Raw genomic sequence first — 22,046 nt, forward strand, 5'->3', positions numbered from 1 at the left:
GATCACTCCAAGCCCCGTCAAGGGCAGATGTCGCTGAGGACATACAAAACCCAGTCGCTGAGTGTTCTGGCCTCAACCAGCCTCAGTTCTGTTGACGCGATTTCTTCACTGCGAGCCCAGCCTCTACTGCTGTTCCAGCTGCGAGAGCAACGAGCCCAAGCAAGCCAATCCATTGGTTTTGGATTTCTTCAGCAGCCTCAGCCCCCTGTCCCAGCACTCCACCCAGGACAAACCAGGTCGTCGCCAAAGCAGACGTGATCCAGTACGCCTTCCAGCGGCGCTGGTAGAGGTACCCGGCACCCAAGCCCGGAACCACGTTCAACGTGACGGCAACCCAGCCTGCCGATGCGGCAATGATCTCTCTTTTGGTGGGCGCCATAACAGCTGGTGTATCAGTGCATTTTTGCCGATATTGAGAGCCATCGCGCGTGGCGAGCACTCATCCATAGGGCCCAAATCGCGTCGCACAGGCGGCACCACACTCGGCACCCAAAGCGATGGCCTCCGCCAGGGGCCAGCGCGCCGCAAGACCTGTGACCACTCCCGCCGCAAAGCTGTCACCGCAGCCATAACTCTCGACCAAGGGCCCCGGAAGGGGTGATGGGTCATAGCGGCCGCCTGGATGACTAACACCGCCTGCGGCACCTTCCGTGCAAATCACTGTGTGGGGAGCTGGGTTCAACTGCCCCGACTCCACCCGTTCACCCGGATCAAGGCCACTGCCGATCAAGGCATCGAGGGGCACACCGGCCTGCTGAAGCACGGGCAAACGAACGCGCGGGGTCGCCGCCAAAACTGCAGCAGAACGGCAGGCTTTCAACAAAGGAGCATCAGCGGCCGTGACAAACAGGCCGTCGCATTCGCCAAGGGCGTTCCAGGGAAGGTCGTCATCCAGTGATGGGGTCAGCCGCTCGCCGATCACCGTGATCGCCCGATCCCCCTCACCATCAACCATGCTCACACCACGACGGGTTGGCACCTCCCTCCAGGCGACATGAACCTCAAGGCCCAGATCCTCGAGTCGCTTGACGCAGGCTTCACCGACCGAATCACGACCTAAAGCCGTAAAGAACTGGACGGGTTGCTGCTGCAACCGTGCCATCTGCACCGCAACGACGGCTCCACCACCAGCAGGTTCCTGCAGAGTCTGCAAGGCATGACCAATGGCCCCGGGGCGGGGCAACTGATCCACCGCCAGAAATTCCACCCATTCGACATGACCCACAACGGCCAAGCGCAGGGGCGGCAGGGCTAAGCCGGAAGACAAGGGCCGTTGAAGCTGCTGGGCCCCATCCTCTCTGCAGGAACGGCTCAACAACAGCTGGGAGCGGATGGAGAACGAGGCACTCAGATCGGATATTTATCGTTTGCATGAGTTTTTTTCTCTTGCTGTATTTGATGAGTTGAACCCCTGTATTCACAGCATCTTGCGCACTCCTGGGATTCACATCTTCCAGTCGATTCATTATTTAGACCGATTGCAGTTCTTCGAATGCCCGAATGATATGGAGCTCAATCAAGCCACAAAAAAGCCCCGCCTGAGCAGCGGGGCCATTCAAACCACATTCTTGGAAGAATCCTTCAATTAACGCGGTGATCCATTGTAGACAACATCAACAACCGAAGCTCCATCTCGAGAGACAAGAATTTCAGTTTCAACAGTGGGTTGACCACCAGCCTCTTGCCAGCCTGGAGAACCACCATCAAACACGAACAGGTAGCCATCACTTGCATTCTTCAAGCAGTTGCCACCTCCCTTACCGGTGGCGTAGATGCATTTCGAAGCTCGGTAGTTGTTGAGTCCACCGTTGATGGACTCAGCTTGCATCCTGGCGGTTTCAGCGCACGGACGTTTTCTTTCGAAACCTTTTGGGCAAAAGCGGGGGACACCAGCAGTGCACTCACCAGGAATCCCGTCGACAGACTGACGACTCTTTTCAAGATGAATCAAGTGGAGGGGCTTCCACTGCCTAGCAACGTGTCACCCGATGAACAGCAACCCAAGAAAGGTTTGTTCGTTTCGGACCAACAGGCGCGCCTTAAGCTCCAGCAGCACACGCGACCAGCAACGTTGGCCAAGCTCGGGGAGATCAAACTCAAACAGATTCCGCAACTGAACACGGCCAACAGCTCAGCCTTGATTCGGAAACACAAAGAGGTTCTGAATCTGATGATGAGAATGCTTTCCCTCGATACCTACGGCCTCACCTGGGCCCAGTTCATCAAGGGGTTTGGTTGCGGTGCTTTGGCCGTTTGGCTGCTCATGCGCTGAGCTCAGCCATGACGCACGGGCCTTCCACCCCGTCGCAGCGACTCCAACATTCCCTTTTCCAATGCCGTCAGTTTTGGTGCCGGCTCGTTCAATGCAGCTTCCGCCCGTGTTTTGGCTGCGGCAATGAAGCGATCTGTTTTATCTCCAGAATCAAAAGCCACGGTTCCTCAGCAAGAACCACCAAAGGTATGGATCAGCACCTGTTGAGGCTCAGGACTTAAGAAAGATGCCTGAACTCAACAGATGTGGGTGCAAGCTCCCCACAGCCATTCCCTCGATCGCAGAATCGTTGCTATCGGTTGGAGGTTGCAGCAACCCGATGAGCCGTTACCCCGTCTTCTATTGCGCTCCAGCGGCCGTTGACGCTGGCTTCAAGCCTGTCGAAGCGGCGGATGCCTACGAGGCTGAGCAAATCGTGCAGCGCGAGCACCCCGGCGCAGTCACGGCATCTCTGAGCGAACGGGTGACCAACGAAGAGGAAATCCGCCGGTTGTTCTTGGCCTGGCTCGAAAAAGTCTGAACACCTGGAGCCACCAAAGGGGTGCATGGAACGCAATCCGTTGTCGGTCACGCCCCCCAGCTGGCTGGACATCGACGCCGACGGCTACAAGCGGCTGCTGAACCGCACGGCGGTGACGATCACCAAGCGCGCCAGGAAGCGAGGGGCGACATATCAGGTGAGGGAGGCCATTGATGCCATCCATGCAGCCTTTCAGCGTTGTGACGGCAACGATCCCTACGACGGACTGCCGCTAGACAATCGCCTTCATGATGGAAGCCGCAGTCCGACCGTCTCCCCGGTGAGCAGCAGCACCACCACAACCTTTGAGATTCTCAGCCTGCAGACCAAGGAAGCCAAAGGGGAGAGGAACGGCGAGGAGTTCATCGCCCACTGCCGTGCCGTCGTCGCCCATGCCGACGCGTCATCACCGGCCCAGCGATGAGCAGCGCCAAGAAGCTGTTCCTGGTGGTGCTGGGGGGCCGTTGCAAGGGCTGCCATGTGGAGCAGCACGATGTTCGCTGGGTCGTGGGCGAGACCATCGACGCAACGCTGCCGGCACTGCGGCAGGAATGGATCGGCCTCCGCCGTGGCTTGCACATCGACAGCTACCGCTGCATCGACCATGTCGATGGCTATCGCGTTGAGGTTGTTGAGCAAGCGCAGGATCCATCCAGTGTTGGCGGTCCGCAGCTGTGGTTCGTCAACCTTGGCGCCTATGACCCCGCCTCGATGGCAGAACAGCATGCCTTCGGGGTGATCGTGGCCCGCTCTTCAGCCTCCGCCAAGGCGCGGGCACGGCAGCGTTGGCTCAAGGGACAAGAGCAGGTGCACAAGGATGATCTTCACCCTGTCGAAATGGACAGCGCGCTCGATGATCTTCTGCCGATTCACGGCAATGGCCAGTGGCACTTGAAACTGATCGCGGATGGCCAAGTCGACGACGACCAAGTTGACGATGGCCCAGCCCATCCTGATTGGTACGGCTACTGGACGATCTGACCACAGAACCAACACGGCTCAGCTACAACAAACCACCACGTTGAGGATGTGTCGTGCTGATCTTGATCCTCCTCGTGCTGACGGGCTCCTACGCCGGACTGTGGGCCCTGCGTTTCGTGCTCGAACAACGCACAGACACCGAGTAGGGAATCACGCCCTCAAGACGCATCCAGTCACATCTGGCCAGAAAGCTGACACGGTTTCCCCATCCACGCTGGATAGTGTCGGATCAGTCAAACGCTCAACCATGTCGCTTGCTCAACGTCTCAGCATTGCTGCGCTTCTGATTGTTGTCACCGGAATCAGTGTTAGTCCCGCTGCCCAGGCCCACAACGATCGCCATCACCACTCCCACAAGAGACAGAAGGCCTACAACAAGGGGTACCGGAAGGGCTACAAAAGCGCTGTGAAGCACAGCTATCGCCCCTACTACCGCACCTATGCCCCGGTGTACTACGCACCTAATCGACGACCTGTCGTCCTCGCCCCACCCCCATGGTTTGGACCGGTTCGTCCTTACAACTACGGAACGCGTGTCAACGTTGGTCTCGGGTTCAACCTGTAGAAACAGAGTCATCCACCATGTCTGATCGAATCAGCAAAGACGCCAGCGAGGCCTGGCGGGACCATGTGCTGAAGCTGGTGGTGGATTACCTGGAAACCCATCGCGAAGCCATCATCGATGGCTTCGAAGCGGAGAACGCTCACAACTTGAAGCGTGATGACATCGAACAATCCGATCTTCTCGATTTCGATGTTTCAGTCACGCTGCATCGCGATCAATCCTCATCCTTTGGCCTCGGATTCGGTTTTTTCAAGGCCAACATGATTCGCTGAATCAACCTGCAGGCTTCCAGAGCACCTCCGGATCCTGGCGTTGCAGGGTTTGTTCAGCCAGCTTGAGGTAATAAAAATAGCTCTGTCTGTCTTCCGATTCAGCAGCTTTGTTCATCAAGTGCAGATAGCTGAGACGCTGATCGCTTTTCATGCATGGGCAGGAAGAGAACCAAACAATCACCTCAGCCGGCCATCAATTTCGGTATCGGAGCGAACAACCGAAACAATTCTGGGTATCGCAAGAGCACTTTTTTATCTTTTCTTTTGAAACTTTGGCCATAAAACCCGTCCTTGCAATGCAATCAACAGGGCTGGAAATTCGTCGTGACAGGCGGACCACCTCCAGGGGGAACAACACAGTCGGGATCAGATGAACCAGTGTTCTGCTCAGGCAACGCAGGAGCTCGGCCAGGCCCTCCCGGCGATGCCGGGCCCAATTCAATCTTGCCGGGCCGGATCAGTTGGGACGTGACGTTGAACGCCAACCCGCCAAGCAAGCCAAGCCCCATCGAGGCCGAAAAAGCAACAAGAATTTGACGCTGACGGTTGTTCATCCCACTGCTCGATCCCGATGAAGGTTGATTGGCGGCGAGCTCTGGCCTCAATCTCAGTGAATAACGGAGATTTGACAGATCAAAACAGACCGCCGGATGATCCGCTTGCTGCAACCGGAACGATCGAAACACAGACTCTGCTGACGCTGCTCACGCCCTTCCTCGTGTTCGGGGCCTTGTTTGTGGTGCTCCTGCTGGTCTGGGACCGATGACAGCCCCCCTTGCGGGACTGTTCTGGACGCCATACGCCGATTGGATTTACACCGTGGTCAGTCTGAGCGGCTTGATGCTGATCACCTGGCTGGTGCTGGGCCGCAGCAGCGGCAGCTGACGCCCTGGGACGCACGTCGAGGGCGTCAGGCAGCAAGCATCTCCATCTCGGGCTCAAGCAGCACATCGCGGGCGGTGTTGAACCGTGTCATCACCTCGGGGTCGCCCCCTTTGTCGGGATGGTGTTGAACAGCCAGAAGCTTGTGTGCCCGCTTCACCTGGGCAACAGTTAAACGCCCAGTAAGCGGCAGGCCAAGGCACTGCCTGGCCTGAATCGCCTCGAGGCCAGGGTCGCGCCCCATCGGGCATTGATCACGGCGATGGTTTGACGTTCCCGGCTTGCGCTTTTTGCTTGTTTTGCGTTTGACCGACCTGGCCTGGCCCCCAAATCCTTTCGATTCCTGCACAAGCTGATCGCCGAAGCAGGCCACAATGCCTGATCGCCCGGTTCAGTCTCCGAGCTGCGACCACCAGCGCTCGATGCGATCGGTGGAGCCGTACCAGCTTTGGCCGAACAATCCGCCGTGGGCCGTATCAGCCAGCTCAATCGACCGGGCATCCCGCAGCAGGGCTGATGGAAGGGGAACCAGACCGTCCCCCTGCAGATCCGGGTCGCCCATGATCTGGCGATAGCTGCGGGCAGCGCTGCGGCGCGAAAAATTGGATGCATTCGCTCCCAGCGGATCAAGCCAACCCGCAACCGCGACGTAGTCCACCCGATCGGCTTCAGGGCAACCCGGAAACTCACGATCCACGCGAGCCCGCAGCGGTGTGGCACGCAGGGCCTGATGGGGACTGCCGAGCGTGATCAGACGATTGCACCGGGCTGCACCGTTGAAACGGCGTCCCAGAAAGGTCTGATCAGCCAGATAGGGCCGCAACATCACCCCGCCGGAGCTGTGACCAATCAACGTGACGCGCTCTGTAGGCGACTGGCTTTGAAGTTCACACACAGCGGCATCAACGCGATCAAGCAGGCGACGCCAACCGAAACCCCAGCTGGTGGCCAGCCAATCCAATTTGGACGCAGGCACGATGTGCACCGCAGCGCCTGTGGCCTGATCAATCCAATCAGCGAGGGGGCGATAGGCCTCCTGCGTGATCAAAAAGCCACCGAAGATGACAACGGGCTGATTCAGCGAAACCGTTCTGGGATCTAATTTCTTCATTTCTGACAACGGTTTTGAGCGGTTGAGCGAAGAGGAGGTGGTGGTCAGCCTCCGGATTGTGCGGGATGATGCCGGCAAGAAATTAGGCCCAAATCAGGCCCATTTCCCGCCAAATCCCTAAATAAGCCACCGAGAGTCAGCCCAGTTGGATCTGGACCTCACCACTACTAACCAAGCCCTGCGTAATCGCGGGGCAAAGCTGACGCTGTATGTCGTGCCCGGCAGGGGGACCATCGGTGTCAGAGGCACCTGGACTGATGCAGCAGGGGTGAGGAAACAGCGGAAGGCAGGCCTCGGTTGTCCTGCAACGCCCGGCGGATTGATCGAAGCGGAGCAGATCGCCACCGCGATGCACCAAGCGATCAGCGAAGGGATCGATCCCAGCACGGTGGTGCTGAGGGCAAAGCATCAGCCGGGCCAGGTCATTCCTGAGAAGCCCCTCACCGTTGCCGAAGCGATCGCCACATTCGAGAAGGACTACTGGCAGACCCGGAATCGACTCCCCAATACGGAGCTCACCTGGCAGCGATATCAGGCAGTACTCAACCGGTTGCCCGCCAAGGGTGCACTGAGCCTCGGGCTACTGCAGCGAACCCTGCTGGAGACCACGGAGCCGGACAGCAGGACAAGAGAGATGACCTGCATCCTGTTCGAAAACCTCCTCGACAAGTGCGGTGTCGAAGGACGCGAGAAGCTCAGCAAGCTGCGGGGCGACTACGAGGCCAAGGAGAGAAAGCTGCCTACTGATACGCAGCTGGTCCAACTCATTGATGTGATCAGGCCCACGAAGTGGGGATGGTGCCTCGCAGCGATGGCGGCCTTCGGATGCAGACCAGGTGAGGTGCCGAGCCTTCAACTGCACGACGACGGCACCGCCGATTGCCTGTCGATCAAGCAGAAGAAGAAGCTGCCCGGAGAGAGAACCTGCTTCGCCTGCCCGAAGGAATGGATCGACCGCTGGGCCCTTAATGAGGTGGAGATCCCAACCGGGCCGCTCACGGAAGCACGGTGGATCAAGCCAGAGCAGTTCGACTCGTTTGAGAACGAGAGATGGGTGGCTGCATGGCGCGGCGGACGCCAGGCGCAGATCTACAAGGAGACCATCGCCGAAATCTTCGGAGCCGACTATCGATTGGATATCTACGACTTGAGGCACCGCTGGGCCGTGCGGTCAATCGAGACCAACGTCAATCAGAGCCTCTGTGCCGCGAGCATGGGCCACACCCTCCAGGAGCACGAGCGGCGATATCAGCGCTGGATGAAGAAGACAGACCTCAGAGCCGCCATGGCGAAGCTCACCACGTAGCTCCGCAGCACCTCGAAAATCGAACGCTTAAGGATCCATTCCTGGACCTGCGACATACTCCTGTACTAATACAGCTGTATTAGTACAGGAGTATGTCGGTTGACTATGCAAGCGCCGTTGCAGCGCCCAAGTCGGATCCCATTTTTTTGCAGGTCAAACCAGGCGACGCGGTGGTCATCACCGACTCGGATGGTGCTTGGCGTATGGCAGATGTGATCTGGGTGGATGGCGGTGCCAGAAACCCAAAGGTTCCAACGTTGTTCCAAGTGGCTGATGTCGATACCGGCGTCATCAACTGGGTCAACGCTGACCTGGTTACGCACATCGTTCCGCGCTGCTGAACCAGGGAGACGCGGGCGAGGGAACCCGCTTGTCTTCATCTCCCAAGGCGCTGCAGTGGTGCAGACGCGCAATTCATTTCTAAAACGACTGAATGACGGTTCTCACTGGGAATTAATGCCTAATTGGTTCCTCGATCGGTTCGCAGGGCTACACAGGCGAGTCACGCGAGAGCCAAAATGGGTGATGAGGCAGTGGTGCCTCTAATGCGTCGTTTGGGGTGGGCTGAGGGGCCTGCCTCTTTTTTTATGAGCGATTGGGTCAAAGCCGACCTGGCGACTCACCCCTACCCACGGGCCTGAGGCCTCAGCCCTTTGCAGGCTGAGACAGCTTGTAGAGGTTCAAAGCGACGAGAGCCACGCCGAAGCTGGCGAAGAAGACGATCAGGTCTTGACTGGAGATGGACATAAGGGCCCAAAAGCACACTCATTACGTAATGTAACGAAACATAGTTATTGTGATCAAAATCGGGGCGTGACAATGTCCATTGATGCTCGATGCCAGGAACAGCAATCAGCCGCTGACCGTATGTTCATGGACTTCAAATACACCCGTCCTGGCTCGAAGGAGCAGGTTCAGGCTTTAGCGACTCTGAGTTTCCTTATAGGGATGTGGGCCGATTTCCTCACTGCCGAGGAAAAGAGAATGGATCAAGTGATTGTCCTAGAGGCAGGTAACTCGTAGGGACTAAAAGTCGATCTCGTAGGGGGCTCCGCCCTCCATTTGTTTCAGTTGACTGATGTCAATGCCGGTGTCATCAACTGGGTCAACGCCGACCTGGTTACTCACATCGTGCCGAGGGTTTAACGGTCATCCGTACCTCCGTCCCCAAAGCAGGATTTTTAGTGTCTGGGTGTCTGAACGCAGAGCTGCGACCAGACAGTTGGACGGTCTCCGGATCTGAGGGGTTCCGGAGATTTTTTTATTTGCTCCCCATGGATCAAGCCGAAGTCAACAACTGGAAAGCCATCGCCGAGAGCATGGAAGCCAAGGGCAACACCGAGAGCTGGTTCTACCTTCGCGCTCGTGCCATTGCCGATGGGAAGCCAGACCCAATGCCTAACGTCTCAGAGCTCATGGGAGGCAGTGCTGCCTGACTCACATCTTTCCGAGGGTCTGGACCTCGTATCAATTGACGCGCTCAAATTCTGAGAACGCCGTTAGTTTCACCTGCATGAAACACTTGAACACGGCTGACTTCACTGCTTCGTATGGCGTCCTGCGCGTCCGTGCAGCTGTTGCGATCGCCGCGATCATGGCTGTGCTGGTTTTTGTTGGCGGCGCCAACGCTCACCACAACGGTGAGACCGAGGCTCCTCAGAAGACTGAAATCAAAGCCTGATCAGCAATGGAGCTTCTTGGCTTTCTGCTGGGCGCCATTGCGATTGCCTTTGTCATCGCAAAGGTGATCTTCAGCAGTAAGGCCAAGACACCTGAATCCACCGAGCTGCCGGAAAATAAGGGCAACGACGACGGCTGATTCATCGACATGCCAACCGCAGGAGGCACGCCATTGCGCTTCCTCCTCGGTCAGCAGTCGAGGCTCAAACATCGATCGGTCGTCCATGCTCCAGCTGGGCCATCTGCTCTCGCCGCTTGGTGATGTGTTCCCGCATCTCGCGGTCCAGCACCCCTCGCTCGATGCTGCGGATCACCGCCTCACAGGCGCTCACCGCGGCATAGGACTTCGTCTCTGGATTCAACGCGATTGACAGCAGCCGATCGGCAACAGCTGGGCCGGCGCTAATGAGCTTGTTGTAGGTGCCCGCCTGGGCCTCCTTCACCTTCTCCTCGACGTAGGCCTCAGCTATCGGCAGATCCTTCCACTTCAGGAGGTTCCGGTAGCTGGCCCCGGTAATGTCGGAGCACTGCTTCCAGCTGTGACCTGCGGCCCTGAGGGTTAGGGCAGCACGCACTTTAGGGGGAATCTCACCGGATTCCTCCCGAGTGGGTCTGCCTGTATGACGAGCCAACGCCATCATTCGCCTGTGATGCCCCATTGGGCACGGGCTTGAGCGATCGCGTTGGCGCTGAGAGGTGAAGCGGCCATCCGGCCCAGAATTCCCATGCTCCGGAATTCAGCCGATTTCTGAGCCTGCTGTTGAAAGATCGCTTTCTCACGAGCTCGCGTGGCCTCCCGGGCCCGCTCTATCACCTGCTCCCGCTGTGCAGCTGCATCCGGTCAGAGGTCCCCCCGTGGGGGTCCCTGAACCGAACATAACCGCAGATTCCTGAAGCGCAACAGCACTGAGGGACTAGGCCCAAACAAGGCCCACCACTGCAGGATCAAGACCAAAGGGCTTGCTGTGACTGATGAGACTCGGTACTCAGAAAGCCACCGAAGATGACGACGAGCTGGGAGAGGCGAGACGTGCTGCTCACCGGATCAACGCACATTGCGGAGCCTTGATCAGGTCGTAGCCACGCCGAATGCGGCTTCCACCAGGTTCAAGAACCGTGCTCTGCTGCTGATCCTCAGACGAAGCCTCCAGAACCACCTGCTGACCGATCAACACGATCCTGAAGCGCCAGGGGAGAAGACCCGGAAGGGTGAAGCTCATGGAGATCCAGGTTCTCGCCTCACGCTGCCGCAATTCAGAACAACGTCCATCCCTGCAAGGCAAAGGAAAGTCGAGGAATCAGTAGAGAGGTTTCTCGGCCACAACGGCGAAGAAAGGATCTCCCTTGCCACCGAACAAGCCCATCACACCCTCGGCGCGGGTGTCTTCGGCAACGATCTCCGGCTGGGGCCAGCCCTGGGCCATCAACACCTCAGCGACGTAACGCAGGTGATCACGGTCATCACCGTCGGTCCAGACCTGGGGAGCCTTGGTGAAGAACATTCGATTGGAAAACGCCACGATCACCTGGCCCCGGGGGCGGGTGATCCGCCACAGCTCAGCGGCGATCGGCTCGGGCTGTTGCAGGTATTGCCAACCGGCCACGATCAGGGTGGCATCGATCGAAGCATCCTCAACCGGGAGGGTTTGGTCGCGGTTGAGGTTCTGAACCCAGTGCCGATCCAATCGGGGATTGGCACTCAGCTCCTCAGCATTGAGGCCATGGCCGATGACGTTGTCGTAACTGACATCGTCCGGCAGGTGGCTCACCCAACTGCTCATCAGATCCAGCACCTGGGCACAGGGAGGAATGCGCTCGCGATAGAGGGCGGTCAGCCGAGCACGAAAACCCGCATCCAGGTGGTGAACGAAACGCGGCTCGCTGTAGAAGATCGCGTCGTCGGTGGCATCCAACTTGAAGCGTTGGGAGTCCTTCAGAACAGGAACAACCGTCATCAATCAACCCAGCTGCAGGTACCAACGCAGAGCTGCACCAAGCTGACCAGCGATTCCCAAGCCCGTGGCCTTTTCAAGCACCACGGCAGCCAAAAAACCGAGCATGGCTACCCGTCCATTGAGCAGCTCCACGTCGGTCAGGGCAGACCGGTTCCAGGGGCGTGCTGTGGTGAGCGACTCGCCGAAGCGTTCCGGTTCCTCGTAACGAAAAGCAGGCCGACTCATCGCAATGCGCAGATCCAGCGGACCTTAACCACGGTTCCATCGCGACCGGGGTACACGGTCCAAGCACCATCGGCCTGGCGTTGCTCCAGCTGCCCTTTGGCACAGTTGGCACGCATCGGCAGAACCCGTTGGGTCCACCGGTCCTGGCCAGCGCGCTGAATCAGCAGGCCTGCTTCCACCTCAACGAAACCGTCCACGCTCTGGGGGGCCCGGATGTATTCAGCCGCCTTGATCGCGGGGGTGTCGAGGGCTTCCATGAAGATCCAGCCGTCGCCGGGAAGCAGATCGCCGCGACGGGATTGCCAAACCGCCGGCTCCTGCATCGGCTGCCATTCCGCCTGAACAGGCCCCGCGATCAGGGACAGGAGTGACGCGAGAGCAACGTTGAAGGCCAGAGCAGGGGAGGCCATGGGCAGCAGGATGCGGGCAGAGAGGTGAGACGGACTGTCGGCCGCTTCAAACAGCTTTACGAAGCGTTGAAACGCAAACATGAATGAATGGTTATGGAATTCCACCTGGCAGGAGTGCCAGCTTGAAACGACTGCTTCATCAGTCCATGGCCAGCATTGCTCAAGGACGGGCTGCCTACACCGTCCGCCACAAGACATCCAACGGAGAAAAGCTGGAATCCTGCTTCTACGCCACCGATGCTTTTGAGGCCCGTCTGCTGGCCATGGAGTTCAACGCTTATATCCGTCAACACCCGAACTGCATCGATTCGATCCTCAGGACGGAGGCTTGAGCGGCGCCCGGCGACGCTCCACCTGAACGAAGACCAGCCAGGCCAGGCTGGCGAGCCCCCCTCCGATCCAATCGCTGCGCAGCAGTTCCACCAGGGCAACGGTGCTGGCCCCGATGCGCAGTCCCCGTAGAAGCAGGTCCGTTATGGGAGGTGTCCGGCGCTTGTCGCGCTGCATGGGCCGACTCCGAAAAGATGGGGATGTTGCAGAGCCCCATGATCTCAGCCTTGCCTGATTCTCCTGCCGCAGCTCTTCTGGCGAGGGAAGACCAGAGCCGCCGTGAGGGCAGCGGCATTCAGATCGAGCAGCTGCCGGGCTGCTGGATGTTGCAGCAGACCTGGACGCGCAGCGGGGATGCACCGGCGCCCGGCACCGCACCGCTGCTGCGTTGGCTGCAGGCCAGCCTGATCCTGAGCCGCGGCAACCAGGGCCTGAGCATCGTGAATCAGGTCTGCCTGGCCGGTTTCCGCTTGCGGTTCAGCGGCCAGGCCCAGCTGAAGGGTTCAAGACCACTGCTGAAGTTCAGCTTCACGTCGTTGGAGCTGAGCTGGTCCGATCAGGTGCTGCTGCAGCGAAGCCTGCCCTCACCGGAACCCCAACGCTTGCCCTTCTTTGCCCTGATTGAACTGAACGAGCAGCAGGGAACACTCACAGCGCGGGGGCGGGGCGGTGGACTGGCCCAGTGGTCCCGCAAGACACCGGAGGCGTCATGAAGCCCGCCGTCGCCCTGGCCATGCTCGAGCGGGAAGGCCGATGGCTGCTCCAACTGCGCGACGACATCGACTCGATCATTTATCCGGGCCACTGGGGGTTGTTTGGCGGCCATCTCGATCCGGGAGAAACAGCCAGCGAAGCCGTGCACCGCGAATTGCAGGAGGAGATCGCTTGGTCACCCAGCGTGCCGCTCGAACCATGGTTCAGCGATGACAGCGGCAAACGGGTGGCCCACGTGTTCCGCGGAACGCTCAGCGTGCCCGTGAGCCAACTGCAGTTGAAGGAGGGCCAGGAGATGAAGTTGGTGCCCCTCAGTGATCTGGTGCGTGACGCCATCTGGAGTGAGCGGCAGCAGGAGCTCCGGCCTGTCGCTCCGCGCCTGTCGATCGTGATCGATCGGTTGCTGCAGGAGGGCCATGACCACTGAAACCTGGCTGGATCTCCGCAATGTGGAGGCATGGCTGGGCGATCGGCCGGTGCTGCACAAGCTCAACCTGCAATTGAAACTGCGGCAGTCCACAACGGTGTTGGGGCCCAATGGCGCAGGCAAAAGCAGCCTGGTGAAACTGATCGACCGCAGCCTGTATCCCATCGTTCGCCCCGACGCTCATCTGCGGTTGTTTGGCAGCGAGACGGTGAACCTCTGGGCGCTGCGCAGCCGCCTGGGGGTGGTGTCGAGCGACATGGAACAGCGGCTTCATCCCAAAACAGCTGTTGAAGAGGCGGTGGTGAGCAATTTTTTTGGGGCCACCAGGCTGGGCCGTGATCAGAAGCCCAGTGCGCGGCAATGGGAGCAAGCGCGAAATCTGCTCGATCAACTGCACCTCCACGGCATCCGTGAACGCTGCTGCGGAGAGCTGTCGGACGGACAGCGGCGCCGCCTGTTGATCGCTCGCGCCCTGGTTCACCAACCGGAGGTGCTGGTGCTGGATGAGCCGAGCCGTGCCCTCGACCTCCAGGCCTGCCATCAGTTGCTGGCGATCCTGCGGCGCTTGATCCAAGCGGGAACCACCGTGGTGCAGGTCACCCATCGGGTGGACACGATCGTTCCGGAGATGGAACGGGTGCTGTTTCTGGCAGAGGGACGTCTTGTTGGGGATGGAAGCCCAAGGGAGATGCTGCGGCCCGCCGAACTGAGTGAACTGTTCAACACCCCGCTCAACGTGGTGGAAGCCCATGGCTTTCGCCAGGTTCTTCCGGGGTAGATCGGTAGGCAGCACCCTGCTCTGCTAGGGATGAGGGCCAGACCACGCAATCGCCATGGCAACGGCAGAACAGAAAAAGACCATCACCAAGAAGCGCCTGCAGGAGCTGCGCAACCAGTGCCGTGACCATTACAACGTGGTAGCCGATGGTGTTCTGCCCGACGGTGCCGATGTGCGCGTCACCATGGGCAAGCTCCAGGAGCTGATCGAACTGCTGGATGGCAAAGCCAAGTGGGATGACAGCGAAGCCTCCTGAGCCGTTCCAGAACATGCGGGACGATCTTGATTACCGCGAGCCGTGGGACCAGGACGGTTCCAAGCAAACTGCATCGGATCAGGGTCGTTCCGCCAAGGACTTTCACTTTCGAGAAGCCGGCGTTCAGCGCTTCAACGACACCTACGACTGGGACGACGACGAGCGCTGATCCACTGATCCACTCATCAACTGGTCAGAGACGCCGCAGCACCCCCTGCCCAGGTGCAAGAAGGAAGGCGAGCACGAATTGCGCGGTTTGCGCCAGCACGATGCAACCGGCGGTGGAGCTGTCGGTCCAGTAGCTGATGAACACCCCCAGCACACTGGAGAGCACGCTGCTGGTGACGGCCAGCAGCGTCATCCGGTCGAACCGATCGGTGAGCAGATAGGCCGTGGCACCGGGGGTGACGAGCATCGATACCACCAGGATGATTCCAACGGTCTGCAGACCGGCAACAGCGGCCAGGGAGAGGAGTCCCAACAGCATGTAGTGCAGGAGTCCGGTGTTGATCCCGATCGATCGGGCATGGGTGGGATCGAAGCAGAAGAGCATCAGGTCCCGCCGGAACAGCAGCAGCAGCACTAGCACCAGCACCGAAATCACCAGGGTCTGCTGCACATCCCCCGCTGAGATCCCCAGCACATTGCCGAAGAGGATGTGGGTGAGATCGATGTTGCTGCGCGTCTTGGAGACGAGCACGAGCCCCAGAGCGAAGAAACCGGTGAAGACAAGCCCGATGACGGTGTCTTCCTTCACCCTCGACTTCTGCTTCACAAAGCCGATGGCGGCAACGGAGCCCACACCGAAGACGAACGCCCCCAGGGAGAAGGGAAGGCCCAGGGCATAGGCAACCACCACGCCAGGGAGGACCGCATGGGAGACGGCATCACCCATCAACGCCCATCCCTTCAGGGTCATGAAGCAGGACAACAGCCCGCAAACACCCCCAACCAGGGCACTGATCATCAACGCCTTCACCATGAAGGCGTGACTGAGGGGTTCCAGCAAAAGCTCCATCGGATCAGTATGGGCGCGCTGCAGTCGGTTCGATGCCCCGCGCCTCCACCCACAACGCTCGTCCTGCACTGCGCCGGCTGCCCACCCGTCCCAGCCGGATGGTTCAGGCCGTGGTGAGCCGCCTGCTTCCGCTGCTCTTCCGCAGTCAGGGCCTTGAGCTGAGCCATCGTGATGCGGCAGAAGCCCTGGCCAAGGCCTTTGCAGCCCAGCAGTCGGGGGGCTGCAATCTGCTGATCGCCTTTCGGCACCCCAGCACCCGTGATCCGGTGGTGATGGCGGATCTGTTCTGGAACGGCATTCCCCGGGCCGCACGGCGACTCAAGCTGCAGCTGCCACGACCCATCCAGCTGCGGTTTCTCTACGACCGCGGCATTCCGATCTGGGCGGGCCCGGTGATCGGCTGGCTGTTGCAACGCAGTGGCGGCATCGCCATCCACCGCGGCCGCTTGGATCGCCCAGCGCTGGCCCAAGCGCGCGGGGCTCTGGCCCAGGGGCGCTACCCGCTGGTGGTGGCACCGGAAGGAGCCACCAACAACCTCTCCGGCGAGATGGCGCCCTTGGAGCCGGGAGTGGCCCAGCTGGCGTTCTGGGCCGCGGAGGATCTGGAGAAAGCCAACGACGAGCGGCCACTGGTGGTGTTGCCCATCGGCATTCACTACAGCTGGAGGCACCCCAACTGGATCGCCCTCGAAGCGCGGTTGGCTTGCCTCGAACGCCATCTCGGCATCTCCTCCCCCGACGCCGGCCCGGACAATCCCGAGACCACCAGCCGCGACCGGCTGATCCAGATCGGCATGAATCTGCTCAAAGCCCTTGAGCAGCTCGAACGGCTGAAGCCCGATCCAGCTCAGACCTTCAGCGAACGGATTGATGCCTACCGCCGGCATGGCCTGGCCAAAGCCGAAACCCATTTCGGCCTGCGTGCCGTCGGCAATCTCCAGGAGCGCTGTCGCCGGATCGAGCAGGCCGCCTGGGATCGGATCTACCGGGAAGGTGTTGATCAGCTTCCGCCGCTGGAGCGGAGCCTGGCGGACTGGGAGGCACGGGAAGCCGACCTCCAACTCACCCGCATGCGACTGGTGGAGCATTTCACCAGCGTGAGTGGTCATTACATCAGTGATCGACCCGACTTTGACCGCTTTGCCGAGATGTTGCTGCTGGTAGAGGAAGCGATCGGCTGGATCGAAGACAAGCCCTGGAAGGGGCAGCCCAGCCTCGGCCCACAACGGGTGGAGGTGCAGCTCGGACGAGCCTTGCCCGTGCGGCCACGTCTGAGTCAGTACCGCAGCAACCGTCGCGAGGCGATGCAGGTGTTCATGCAAGACCTGGAGCAGGCACTCACCGCCGTGATGCCCAACGATCCCCTTTAAGACGACGCCCCATGCTCAACGCTTACCTGTTCTGCCTCCTTGCCGGGATGGTGCTGATCAGCCTCTCCTTAAACGATGACGTCAGCGGCGACGGGGAAGGCGGAGCGCTGAGCCTGCTGTTCAGCACTCCGTTCTGGTCGTTTGGTCTCACAGGCTTCGGCTTGTCTGGACTGTTGATGCAACTGCTGGTGCGGACCAGTGCCGGCTGGTTCAGTCAGTTGATTGCCCTCACCATTGGGGGCGGGATGGGTCTGGCGGCGACGCGACTGCTGCGCGTGATCGGCCGACGGGAGGCCGACAGCCTCGTGCGCAGCGACGACCTGATCGGATTGGAGGGAGTAGTGACTTTGGCAATGGACGCCGAGCAGCGCGGTTTCGTTGAGTTGTCCGTCCGGGGAACGCTGTTGCGGCGACCTGCACTGAGTTGCAAAGGCGCTCTGGCCCCAAACACCAAGGTGGTTGTGGTCGCCAGCGACGACCACACCTTGCGTGTTGAAACCCTTCAACCGCCTGAATTGTGATGGTCGATTGGCACCACGGTCGCTATGCCAGGACCGGATCTCAGCAACGCGGATGCCGAAACAACTGGTCCAGGCGCAGACCGGACCGCCAACCGTTCAGTTCAGCAACCGCAATCAGGGTGAATTGATCATCGGGGGAGCCGGCCTTGTCCTGGTGAGCCTTGTAGCTCTGAACCTGATCAGTCGCTGGATGATCCGCATCTGCCGGCCCAACGAAATGCTCGTGGTCACCGGTTCGAAGTCAAACCAGGGCCAAGGAGCCAAGGGCTATCGCGTGGTTGCCAATGGTGGCTGGACCTTCGTGAAACCGATCCTGGAAACGGCACGGCGCATGGATGTGACGCTGCTGCCGGTCGTTGTGGAGGTGAGCAATGCCTACTCCCATGGCGGCACTCCCCTCAACATTCAGGCGATTGCCAATGTGAAGGTGAGCACGGATCCAGCGATCCGGAACAACGCGATTGAACGGTTTCTCGGCCATCACCAGAACGAAATCGTGCAGGTGGCCAAGGAAAACCTGGAAGGCAATCTGCGCAGTGTGCTCGCTCAGCTCACACCTGAACAAGTGAATGAGGATCGACTGCGGTTCGCTGAACAGATCGCGGATGATGTCGGTTCAGACATGCGGCGACTTGGCCTGCAGCTCGACACCCTCAAGATTCAGAGTGTGTCGGACGATGTCGACTATCTGAATTCAATCAGCCGTCGAAGGGTTGCACAGATCGTGCGAGATGCGGAGATCGCTGAAGCGGAAGCGATCGGTCAGGCCGAACGGGTGGAAGCGGAAATGGAAGAGGTCGCTGAGGTGGTCCGCACCGAAGCCGAAACCACCGTGCTGGAAAAAGACAACGCGGTCCGCACTCAAATCGCGGAGATGGAAAAAAAAGCTCGGTCCGAGGAGGAACGTACGGCGGCAGCCGAACTCGAAGCGCGTGCTCGGGCCGAGCAGAAACTTCAGCAGGTGCGGGCACAACTTGAACGGCTGCGGCTTCAGGCGGAAGAGGTGCTTCCAGCTCAGGCCGCACAGCAGGCGAAGGAACTACGGGCGCGAGGCCGGGCAGCTGCAACAGCGGAGGATGTGAAAGCCAGTGCCTTGGTGAATGATCTGCTCACCACCGTGTGGGACGAGGCCGGCAGCACCGCGGAACTGGTGTTTCTGCTGCAGCAGATCGAAATGGTGCTGGACAAGGCAACGCAACTGCCCAGCCGTATCCAGCTGAAGCGCATCACCACGCTGGACGGGAATGACGCCTCCAGCCTCGCCAGCCTTGTGGAGCTCAACCACCGGGTGGTGCGCCAATTCTTCGAGCAAGTGCACCAGATCCTGGGCATCGATCTGCTGTCCACCTTGAGCAACAGCAGCACCACTATTCATTCAGGAGATCTCTGATGTTCGTCGCTATCGGCCTCACCGGTGCTGCCGGTCTCTGGGCTTTCATCATCCTGCTGCGTCAGCTTTATTACATCTGTCAGCCCAGCGAGGTCTTGATCTTCGCTGGACTTAGGCGGCGCACCGGCATCGGTCAAACCGTGGGATACCGCACGGTCCGAGGTGGCAGCGCCCTGCGCATCCCGGTACTGGAGGAGGTCATGCGGCTCGATCTGAGCAACATGATCATCGATTTACGGGTGGAGAACGCCTACTCCAAAGGAGGCATTCCGTTGAATGTTTCCGGTGTGGCGAACATCAAGATCTCGGGAGATGAGCCAGGAATTCACAACGCCATCGAGCGGCTGATCGGGAAAAGCCAAGACGAGATCCGACACATCGCCAAGGAAACCCTGGAGGGAAATCTGCGGGGCGTGATGTCGAGCCTGACCCCCGAACAACTGAATGAAGACAAAGTGACCTTCGCCCGAACACTCCTGGAGGAAGCCGAAGACGATCTCCAGCGCCTTGGACTGGTGCTGGACACCCTGCAGATTCAGAACATTTCTGATGATGTGCGCTATCTCGACTCCATCGGGCGCAAGCAATTGGTGGAGTTGAAGCGGGATTCGCGCATTGCAGAGGCAGAAGCCAAGTCTCAGTCCGCCGTGAAGCAGGCTGAAAACCAGCGCATCACAGACCTCAGGCGACTGGACAAGGACCTCGCCATTGCCACCGCCAACGCCGAAAAGCGCACCACCGATGCCCTCACCCGAAGGGCAGCACTCATTGCCGAAGTGGAGGCCAGCGTGGGAGCCGAGCTGGCCCGTGCAGAAGCTGAGTTGCCGGTGCAAACCGAGCGGATCAAGCAGGTCACCGAACAACTGCAAGCCGATATCGTCGCGCCGGCGGAGTCGGAATGTCAGACCATGATGGCCGAGGCCAAGGGGGAAGCCGCCACGATCATTGAACAGGGTCGTTCCCAGGCGGACGGTCTGCGCGATCTTGTGGAATCGTTGAAACGCTCGGGGGATGACGCCAAACGCCTTTTCCTGCTGCAGAAGCTGGAACCGTTGCTGACGATGCTCAGCGATACGGTGCAGCCGGTTGAAGTGGAAGAGGTCAGTCTGGTGGCGGAGAAATCTGCCGGTTCCACCCTCACAATCGCCACCTTGCTGAAACAGCTGCAGCAATCCACCGGTTTGGAGCTGCCGATCAAGTCTGCTGAATCAATCAACAACGTCGACTAAACCGCAAGTTTGTCGATCAGAACGTCTCTTCGGGGGAGCTGTTGCCCGTCAGCAGATCCGGCGGCACGCCACCGAAGGTCATGGCGAGGTTCTCGGGGGTGAACACTTCTGAGGTTTCCCCGTAGGCGAGCACGGTCTTGTTGATCAGAACCACCAGATCGCAAAAATCACGAACGTGGCCCAGGTCGTGGGTGGAGATCAGGATCGTGCGGCCCTCGTCGCGGAACTGAAGAAACAGCTGGGCCATCAGCTGCTCAGTGCGCACATCAACCCCATTGAAGGGCTCATCCAGCAGCAACACATCAGCGCGCTGGGCAATGGCTCGGGCCAGGAACGTGCGCTTGCGCTGACCACCGGAGAGGGTGCCAAGGGGACGATCGGCCAGCTCCAGCAGATCAACCCGCGTCAAGGCGTCCTGCACAGCCACACGATCGGAGCTGCGGGGAATCCGCAACGCATTCATCGCGCCGTAGCGGCCCATCATCACCACATCCCACACCGATACGGGGAACTGGGCATCCACCCCTTCGCTCTGGGGCACATAGGCCACCGCTTGATGACGCTGGGCTTCGGCAACGCTGCTGCCGTTGATCCGGATTCTGCCGCGCGAGGGGCGCACAAACCCAGTGAGAGCCTTGAAGAACGTCGATTTACCAGCACCGTTCATGCCCACCAAACCGCAGATGCAACCGGCTGGCAGGTGCAGGCTGGCGTCGTACAGGGCAACGGTGCCGTTGTAGTCCACACAGAGCTGGTCGGCCTGAATGCGCATCAGCGGTTGCTCTCGGACAGGTCCAGGCCCTTGCGGATCAGACCCACATTGTGCCGCTGCAGTTCCAACAGGGTGGGGGCAGGCCCGTCCGGAGGCGAGAGGGAATCCACGTAAAAGGTTCCACCGAATCGCGCCCCTGCCGCCGCTGCCACCTCACGTTGGGCTTTATCGCTGACGGTGCTTTCACAAAAAATGGCTGGCACCCCGCGCTCTCGCACCGTGTCGATCAACCGTGCCATGCGCTTGGGTGTGATCTCGCTTTCTGCATTCACCGGCCAGAGATAGGCCTCCTCGAGTCCGTAATCCGCTGCCAAATAAGAGAAGGCTCCCTCGCAACTCACCAGCAGCCGTTGCTTGGCCGGCAGCGCGGCAATCGCCTTGCGCAGCTCCTGATCGAGGGTCTGGAGCTTGGCTTTGTAGGCCGACGCGTTAGCGGCAAAGTCCTCAGCCCCGGCTGGATCGAGTTGGCTGAAAGCCCGCTCCAGATGGTCCACGTAACCCATCGTGCGCTGGGGGGACATCCAGGCATGGGGATTGGGCTTGCCGGAATAGGCGTCCTCCGTGATCAGCAGAGGCTTCATGCCTTCCGAAAGGGTGATGGTGGGCACATCCCCTGCTGCAGCCGTGAAACGCTGGGCCCACAACTCCAGCCCCAACCCGTTCTCAACAATCAGATCCGCCTTGCTGGCGCGCTCGATGTCACTGGGGGTGGGTTGGTAGCCGTGGATCTCGGCACCGGGCTTGACGATCGAAGCCACCTGCAACCGTTCACCCGCCACATTGCTGGCCAGATCGGCCAAAACCGTGAAGGTGGTAAGCACCTGGGGGCGTGAATCCGCGCTGACGTCCTGCTCTCGGCTGCGGCAAGAGGCCAGCAGCACACCCATCACAACCAGCAGCACTGCTGCCGTACGGTTCAAGTTCAACTGAGGCAATGCGTGCCGAAGCGCCCTGATCGAGGATCGCATCAGTAGGTCCTAAAACAATCTCGGCAACGGCAGGGAAAGGCTGCAACGAAGCGATGCAATCACTGAGGCGCCAGGATCACTCCACCCACTGAAA

39 protein-coding genes and 1 pseudogene are annotated in these 22,046 nt (G+C 59.8%); 25 read left to right on the forward strand and 15 right to left on the reverse strand.

Annotated elements, in window-relative coordinates:
• Positions 1-82 precede the first annotated feature (82 nt).
• Both DXY35_RS11305 and DXY35_RS11310 read right to left on the reverse strand, forming a co-directional pair.
• Positions 83-379, reverse strand: a complete 297-nt coding sequence (locus DXY35_RS11305) for a hypothetical protein (protein WP_115082361.1) — start codon at positions 377-379, stop codon at positions 83-85.
• Between the two features lie 60 nt (positions 380-439).
• Entirely contained in the window at positions 440-1,267 is an 828-nt protein-coding gene (locus DXY35_RS11310; protein ID WP_115082506.1) for a PfkB family carbohydrate kinase, read from the reverse strand.
• A 64-nt stretch (positions 1,268-1,331) separates the two neighbouring features.
• Here DXY35_RS11310 and DXY35_RS11315 point away from each other — a divergent pair, with 64 nt between their 5' ends.
• The 7 genes from DXY35_RS11315 (at position 1,332) to DXY35_RS11350 (ending at position 4,610) form a co-directional block, all read left to right on the forward strand.
• Complete coding sequence (locus DXY35_RS11315) at positions 1,332-1,589, forward strand: hypothetical protein (RefSeq protein WP_115082362.1); 258 nt, start codon at positions 1,332-1,334, stop codon at positions 1,587-1,589.
• 77 nt (positions 1,590-1,666) lie between these two features.
• The gene (locus DXY35_RS13135) at positions 1,667-2,272 is read left to right on the forward strand and encodes a hypothetical protein (RefSeq protein WP_244273126.1); all 606 of its coding nucleotides are present in this window, start codon (positions 1,667-1,669) and stop codon (positions 2,270-2,272) included.
• A 319-nt stretch (positions 2,273-2,591) separates the two neighbouring features.
• Positions 2,592-2,792, forward strand: coding sequence for a hypothetical protein (locus DXY35_RS11330; RefSeq protein WP_244273128.1), 201 nt, complete (start codon positions 2,592-2,594; stop codon positions 2,790-2,792).
• A 25-nt stretch (positions 2,793-2,817) separates the two neighbouring features.
• Positions 2,818-3,216 (forward strand): hypothetical protein, encoded by a 399-nt coding sequence (locus DXY35_RS11335; RefSeq protein WP_115082364.1) that lies wholly within the window; start codon positions 2,818-2,820, stop codon positions 3,214-3,216.
• Positions 3,213-3,773: a DUF1543 domain-containing protein gene (locus DXY35_RS11340; RefSeq protein WP_115082365.1), complete on the forward strand. Its 561-nt coding sequence runs from the start codon at positions 3,213-3,215 to the stop codon at positions 3,771-3,773. Before DXY35_RS11335 ends, DXY35_RS11340 begins: the two co-directional genes overlap by 4 nt.
• 247 nt (positions 3,774-4,020) lie before the next feature.
• Positions 4,021-4,338: a hypothetical protein gene (locus DXY35_RS11345; RefSeq protein WP_115082366.1), complete on the forward strand. Its 318-nt coding sequence runs from the start codon at positions 4,021-4,023 to the stop codon at positions 4,336-4,338.
• A gap of 17 nt (positions 4,339-4,355) precedes the next feature.
• Positions 4,356-4,610: a hypothetical protein gene (locus DXY35_RS11350; protein ID WP_115082367.1), complete on the forward strand. Its 255-nt coding sequence runs from the start codon at positions 4,356-4,358 to the stop codon at positions 4,608-4,610.
• A gap of 1 nt (position 4,611) precedes the next feature.
• Here DXY35_RS11350 and DXY35_RS12845 read toward each other — a convergent pair whose 3' ends face one another.
• Positions 4,612-4,761, reverse strand: coding sequence for a hypothetical protein (locus DXY35_RS12845; RefSeq protein WP_170950609.1), 150 nt, complete (start codon positions 4,759-4,761; stop codon positions 4,612-4,614).
• 420 nt (positions 4,762-5,181) lie between these two features.
• Between DXY35_RS12845 and DXY35_RS11360 the strand changes: the two genes are divergently transcribed.
• Positions 5,182-5,376, forward strand: coding sequence for a hypothetical protein (locus DXY35_RS11360; RefSeq protein WP_115082369.1), 195 nt, complete (start codon positions 5,182-5,184; stop codon positions 5,374-5,376).
• Positions 5,373-5,495, forward strand: a complete 123-nt coding sequence (locus DXY35_RS13220; RefSeq protein WP_256359522.1) for a hypothetical protein — start codon at positions 5,373-5,375, stop codon at positions 5,493-5,495. Before DXY35_RS11360 ends, DXY35_RS13220 begins: the two co-directional genes overlap by 4 nt.
• 25 nt (positions 5,496-5,520) lie before the next feature.
• Here the strand turns inward: DXY35_RS13220 and DXY35_RS11370 are convergent, their stop codons facing one another.
• A complete protein-coding gene (locus tag DXY35_RS11370; protein ID WP_115082370.1) occupies positions 5,521-5,865 on the reverse strand; it encodes a molecular chaperone DnaJ in 345 nt (114 codons plus the stop codon).
• A gap of 18 nt (positions 5,866-5,883) precedes the next feature.
• Positions 5,884-6,603 (reverse strand): esterase, encoded by a 720-nt coding sequence (locus DXY35_RS11375; protein ID WP_115082371.1) that lies wholly within the window; start codon positions 6,601-6,603, stop codon positions 5,884-5,886.
• Between the two features lie 268 nt (positions 6,604-6,871).
• Between DXY35_RS11375 and DXY35_RS11380 the strand changes: the two genes are divergently transcribed.
• The 6 genes and pseudogenes from DXY35_RS11380 (at position 6,872) to DXY35_RS13225 (ending at position 9,728) form a co-directional block, all read left to right on the forward strand.
• The gene (locus tag DXY35_RS11380; protein ID WP_170950610.1) at positions 6,872-7,909 is read left to right on the forward strand and encodes a hypothetical protein; all 1,038 of its coding nucleotides are present in this window, start codon (positions 6,872-6,874) and stop codon (positions 7,907-7,909) included.
• A gap of 92 nt (positions 7,910-8,001) precedes the next feature.
• Complete coding sequence (locus tag DXY35_RS11385) at positions 8,002-8,250, forward strand: DUF3104 domain-containing protein (protein ID WP_115082373.1); 249 nt, start codon at positions 8,002-8,004, stop codon at positions 8,248-8,250.
• Between the two features lie 721 nt (positions 8,251-8,971).
• Positions 8,972-9,055 (forward strand): annotated as a pseudogene (locus DXY35_RS11395) (DUF3104 domain-containing protein); the annotation flags it as partial.
• 128 nt (positions 9,056-9,183) lie between these two features.
• Positions 9,184-9,345 carry a hypothetical protein gene (locus DXY35_RS12850; RefSeq protein WP_170950611.1) on the forward strand — a complete coding sequence of 54 codons (162 nt, stop codon included), beginning with the start codon at positions 9,184-9,186 and terminating at the stop codon, positions 9,343-9,345.
• A 77-nt stretch (positions 9,346-9,422) separates the two neighbouring features.
• On the forward strand, positions 9,423-9,590 hold the full coding sequence (locus tag DXY35_RS11400) for a hypothetical protein (protein ID WP_244273130.1): 168 nt from the start codon (positions 9,423-9,425) through the stop codon (positions 9,588-9,590).
• A gap of 6 nt (positions 9,591-9,596) precedes the next feature.
• Positions 9,597-9,728, forward strand: coding sequence for a hypothetical protein (locus DXY35_RS13225; protein ID WP_256359523.1), 132 nt, complete (start codon positions 9,597-9,599; stop codon positions 9,726-9,728).
• 64 nt (positions 9,729-9,792) lie between these two features.
• Here the strand turns inward: DXY35_RS13225 and DXY35_RS11405 are convergent, their stop codons facing one another.
• The 6 genes from DXY35_RS11405 to DXY35_RS11430 all read right to left on the reverse strand — a co-directional run bounded on the left by DXY35_RS11405 (position 9,793) and on the right by DXY35_RS11430 (position 12,260).
• Positions 9,793-10,164 (reverse strand): hypothetical protein, encoded by a 372-nt coding sequence (locus DXY35_RS11405; protein ID WP_115082377.1) that lies wholly within the window; start codon positions 10,162-10,164, stop codon positions 9,793-9,795.
• Between the two features lie 62 nt (positions 10,165-10,226).
• On the reverse strand, positions 10,227-10,403 hold the full coding sequence (locus DXY35_RS12855) for a hypothetical protein (RefSeq protein WP_170950612.1): 177 nt from the start codon (positions 10,401-10,403) through the stop codon (positions 10,227-10,229).
• A 223-nt stretch (positions 10,404-10,626) separates the two neighbouring features.
• The gene (locus tag DXY35_RS11415) at positions 10,627-10,809 is read right to left on the reverse strand and encodes a hypothetical protein (protein WP_115082378.1); all 183 of its coding nucleotides are present in this window, start codon (positions 10,807-10,809) and stop codon (positions 10,627-10,629) included.
• A 78-nt stretch (positions 10,810-10,887) separates the two neighbouring features.
• Positions 10,888-11,544 carry a methyltransferase domain-containing protein gene (locus tag DXY35_RS11420; protein ID WP_115082379.1) on the reverse strand — a complete coding sequence of 219 codons (657 nt, stop codon included), beginning with the start codon at positions 11,542-11,544 and terminating at the stop codon, positions 10,888-10,890.
• A gap of 3 nt (positions 11,545-11,547) precedes the next feature.
• On the reverse strand, positions 11,548-11,769 hold the full coding sequence (locus tag DXY35_RS11425) for a chlorophyll a/b-binding protein (protein ID WP_115082380.1): 222 nt from the start codon (positions 11,767-11,769) through the stop codon (positions 11,548-11,550).
• The gene (locus tag DXY35_RS11430; RefSeq protein ID WP_244273132.1) at positions 11,766-12,260 is read right to left on the reverse strand and encodes a hypothetical protein; all 495 of its coding nucleotides are present in this window, start codon (positions 12,258-12,260) and stop codon (positions 11,766-11,768) included. Before DXY35_RS11430 ends, DXY35_RS11425 begins: the two co-directional genes overlap by 4 nt.
• 65 nt (positions 12,261-12,325) lie before the next feature.
• Here DXY35_RS11430 and DXY35_RS11435 point away from each other — a divergent pair, with 65 nt between their 5' ends.
• Entirely contained in the window at positions 12,326-12,511 is a 186-nt protein-coding gene (locus DXY35_RS11435; RefSeq protein ID WP_114989374.1) for a hypothetical protein, read from the forward strand.
• Here DXY35_RS11435 and DXY35_RS11440 read toward each other — a convergent pair.
• Positions 12,495-12,686 carry a hypothetical protein gene (locus DXY35_RS11440; RefSeq protein WP_114989292.1) on the reverse strand — a complete coding sequence of 64 codons (192 nt, stop codon included), beginning with the start codon at positions 12,684-12,686 and terminating at the stop codon, positions 12,495-12,497. The two genes, DXY35_RS11435 and DXY35_RS11440, sit on opposite strands and share 17 nt — an antisense overlap.
• A gap of 50 nt (positions 12,687-12,736) precedes the next feature.
• Between DXY35_RS11440 and DXY35_RS11445 the strand changes: the two genes are divergently transcribed.
• Genes DXY35_RS11445 through DXY35_RS12860 form a run of 5 tightly spaced genes read left to right on the forward strand, consistent with a single transcriptional unit; the run spans position 12,737 to position 14,853 of the window.
• Positions 12,737-13,222, forward strand: coding sequence for a hypothetical protein (locus DXY35_RS11445; protein ID WP_244273134.1), 486 nt, complete (start codon positions 12,737-12,739; stop codon positions 13,220-13,222).
• Entirely contained in the window at positions 13,219-13,650 is a 432-nt protein-coding gene (locus DXY35_RS11450) for an NUDIX hydrolase (protein ID WP_115082381.1), read from the forward strand. Before DXY35_RS11445 ends, DXY35_RS11450 begins: the two co-directional genes overlap by 4 nt.
• Positions 13,640-14,428, forward strand: coding sequence for an ABC transporter ATP-binding protein (locus DXY35_RS11455; RefSeq protein WP_115082382.1), 789 nt, complete (start codon positions 13,640-13,642; stop codon positions 14,426-14,428). The genes DXY35_RS11450 and DXY35_RS11455 overlap by 11 nt, the downstream gene beginning before the upstream one ends.
• A 55-nt stretch (positions 14,429-14,483) precedes the next feature.
• A complete protein-coding gene (locus DXY35_RS11460) occupies positions 14,484-14,684 on the forward strand; it encodes a hypothetical protein (protein ID WP_006851769.1) in 201 nt (66 codons plus the stop codon).
• Positions 14,685-14,697: 13 nt separating this feature from the next.
• Positions 14,698-14,853 carry a hypothetical protein gene (locus DXY35_RS12860; protein WP_170950613.1) on the forward strand — a complete coding sequence of 52 codons (156 nt, stop codon included), beginning with the start codon at positions 14,698-14,700 and terminating at the stop codon, positions 14,851-14,853.
• A 24-nt stretch (positions 14,854-14,877) separates the two neighbouring features.
• Here the strand turns inward: DXY35_RS12860 and DXY35_RS11465 are convergent, their stop codons facing one another.
• On the reverse strand, positions 14,878-15,702 hold the full coding sequence (locus tag DXY35_RS11465) for a metal ABC transporter permease (RefSeq protein WP_011364450.1): 825 nt from the start codon (positions 15,700-15,702) through the stop codon (positions 14,878-14,880).
• Between the two features lie 32 nt (positions 15,703-15,734).
• On the opposite strand from DXY35_RS11465, the gene DXY35_RS11470 reads away from it, so the two are divergent.
• The 4 genes from DXY35_RS11470 to DXY35_RS11485 are packed head-to-tail and all read left to right on the forward strand — an operon-like array spanning position 15,735 to position 20,212.
• Positions 15,735-17,072 carry a 1-acyl-sn-glycerol-3-phosphate acyltransferase gene (locus DXY35_RS11470; protein ID WP_115082383.1) on the forward strand — a complete coding sequence of 446 codons (1,338 nt, stop codon included), beginning with the start codon at positions 15,735-15,737 and terminating at the stop codon, positions 17,070-17,072.
• An 11-nt stretch (positions 17,073-17,083) separates the two neighbouring features.
• Complete coding sequence (locus DXY35_RS11475) at positions 17,084-17,593, forward strand: nodulation protein NodD (RefSeq protein WP_115082384.1); 510 nt, start codon at positions 17,084-17,086, stop codon at positions 17,591-17,593.
• A 52-nt stretch (positions 17,594-17,645) separates the two neighbouring features.
• On the forward strand, positions 17,646-18,983 hold the full coding sequence (locus tag DXY35_RS11480) for a flotillin family protein (RefSeq protein WP_115082385.1): 1,338 nt from the start codon (positions 17,646-17,648) through the stop codon (positions 18,981-18,983).
• Positions 18,983-20,212 carry a flotillin family protein gene (locus DXY35_RS11485; protein WP_115082386.1) on the forward strand — a complete coding sequence of 410 codons (1,230 nt, stop codon included), beginning with the start codon at positions 18,983-18,985 and terminating at the stop codon, positions 20,210-20,212. The genes DXY35_RS11480 and DXY35_RS11485 overlap by 1 nt, the downstream gene beginning before the upstream one ends.
• Before the next feature lie 16 nt (positions 20,213-20,228).
• On the opposite strand, the gene DXY35_RS11490 is transcribed toward DXY35_RS11485, so the two are convergent.
• Positions 20,229-20,984 (reverse strand): metal ABC transporter ATP-binding protein, encoded by a 756-nt coding sequence (locus tag DXY35_RS11490; RefSeq protein WP_115082387.1) that lies wholly within the window; start codon positions 20,982-20,984, stop codon positions 20,229-20,231.
• Positions 20,984-21,871 carry a metal ABC transporter substrate-binding protein gene (locus tag DXY35_RS11495; RefSeq protein ID WP_137006748.1) on the reverse strand — a complete coding sequence of 296 codons (888 nt, stop codon included), beginning with the start codon at positions 21,869-21,871 and terminating at the stop codon, positions 20,984-20,986. Before DXY35_RS11495 ends, DXY35_RS11490 begins: the two co-directional genes overlap by 1 nt.
• Between the last annotated feature and the right edge of the window lie 175 nt (positions 21,872-22,046).

Origin of the sequence: Synechococcus sp. N32, from assembly GCF_900473895.1 — a bacterium.
GTDB lineage: Bacteria > Cyanobacteriota > Cyanobacteriia > PCC-6307 > Cyanobiaceae > Parasynechococcus.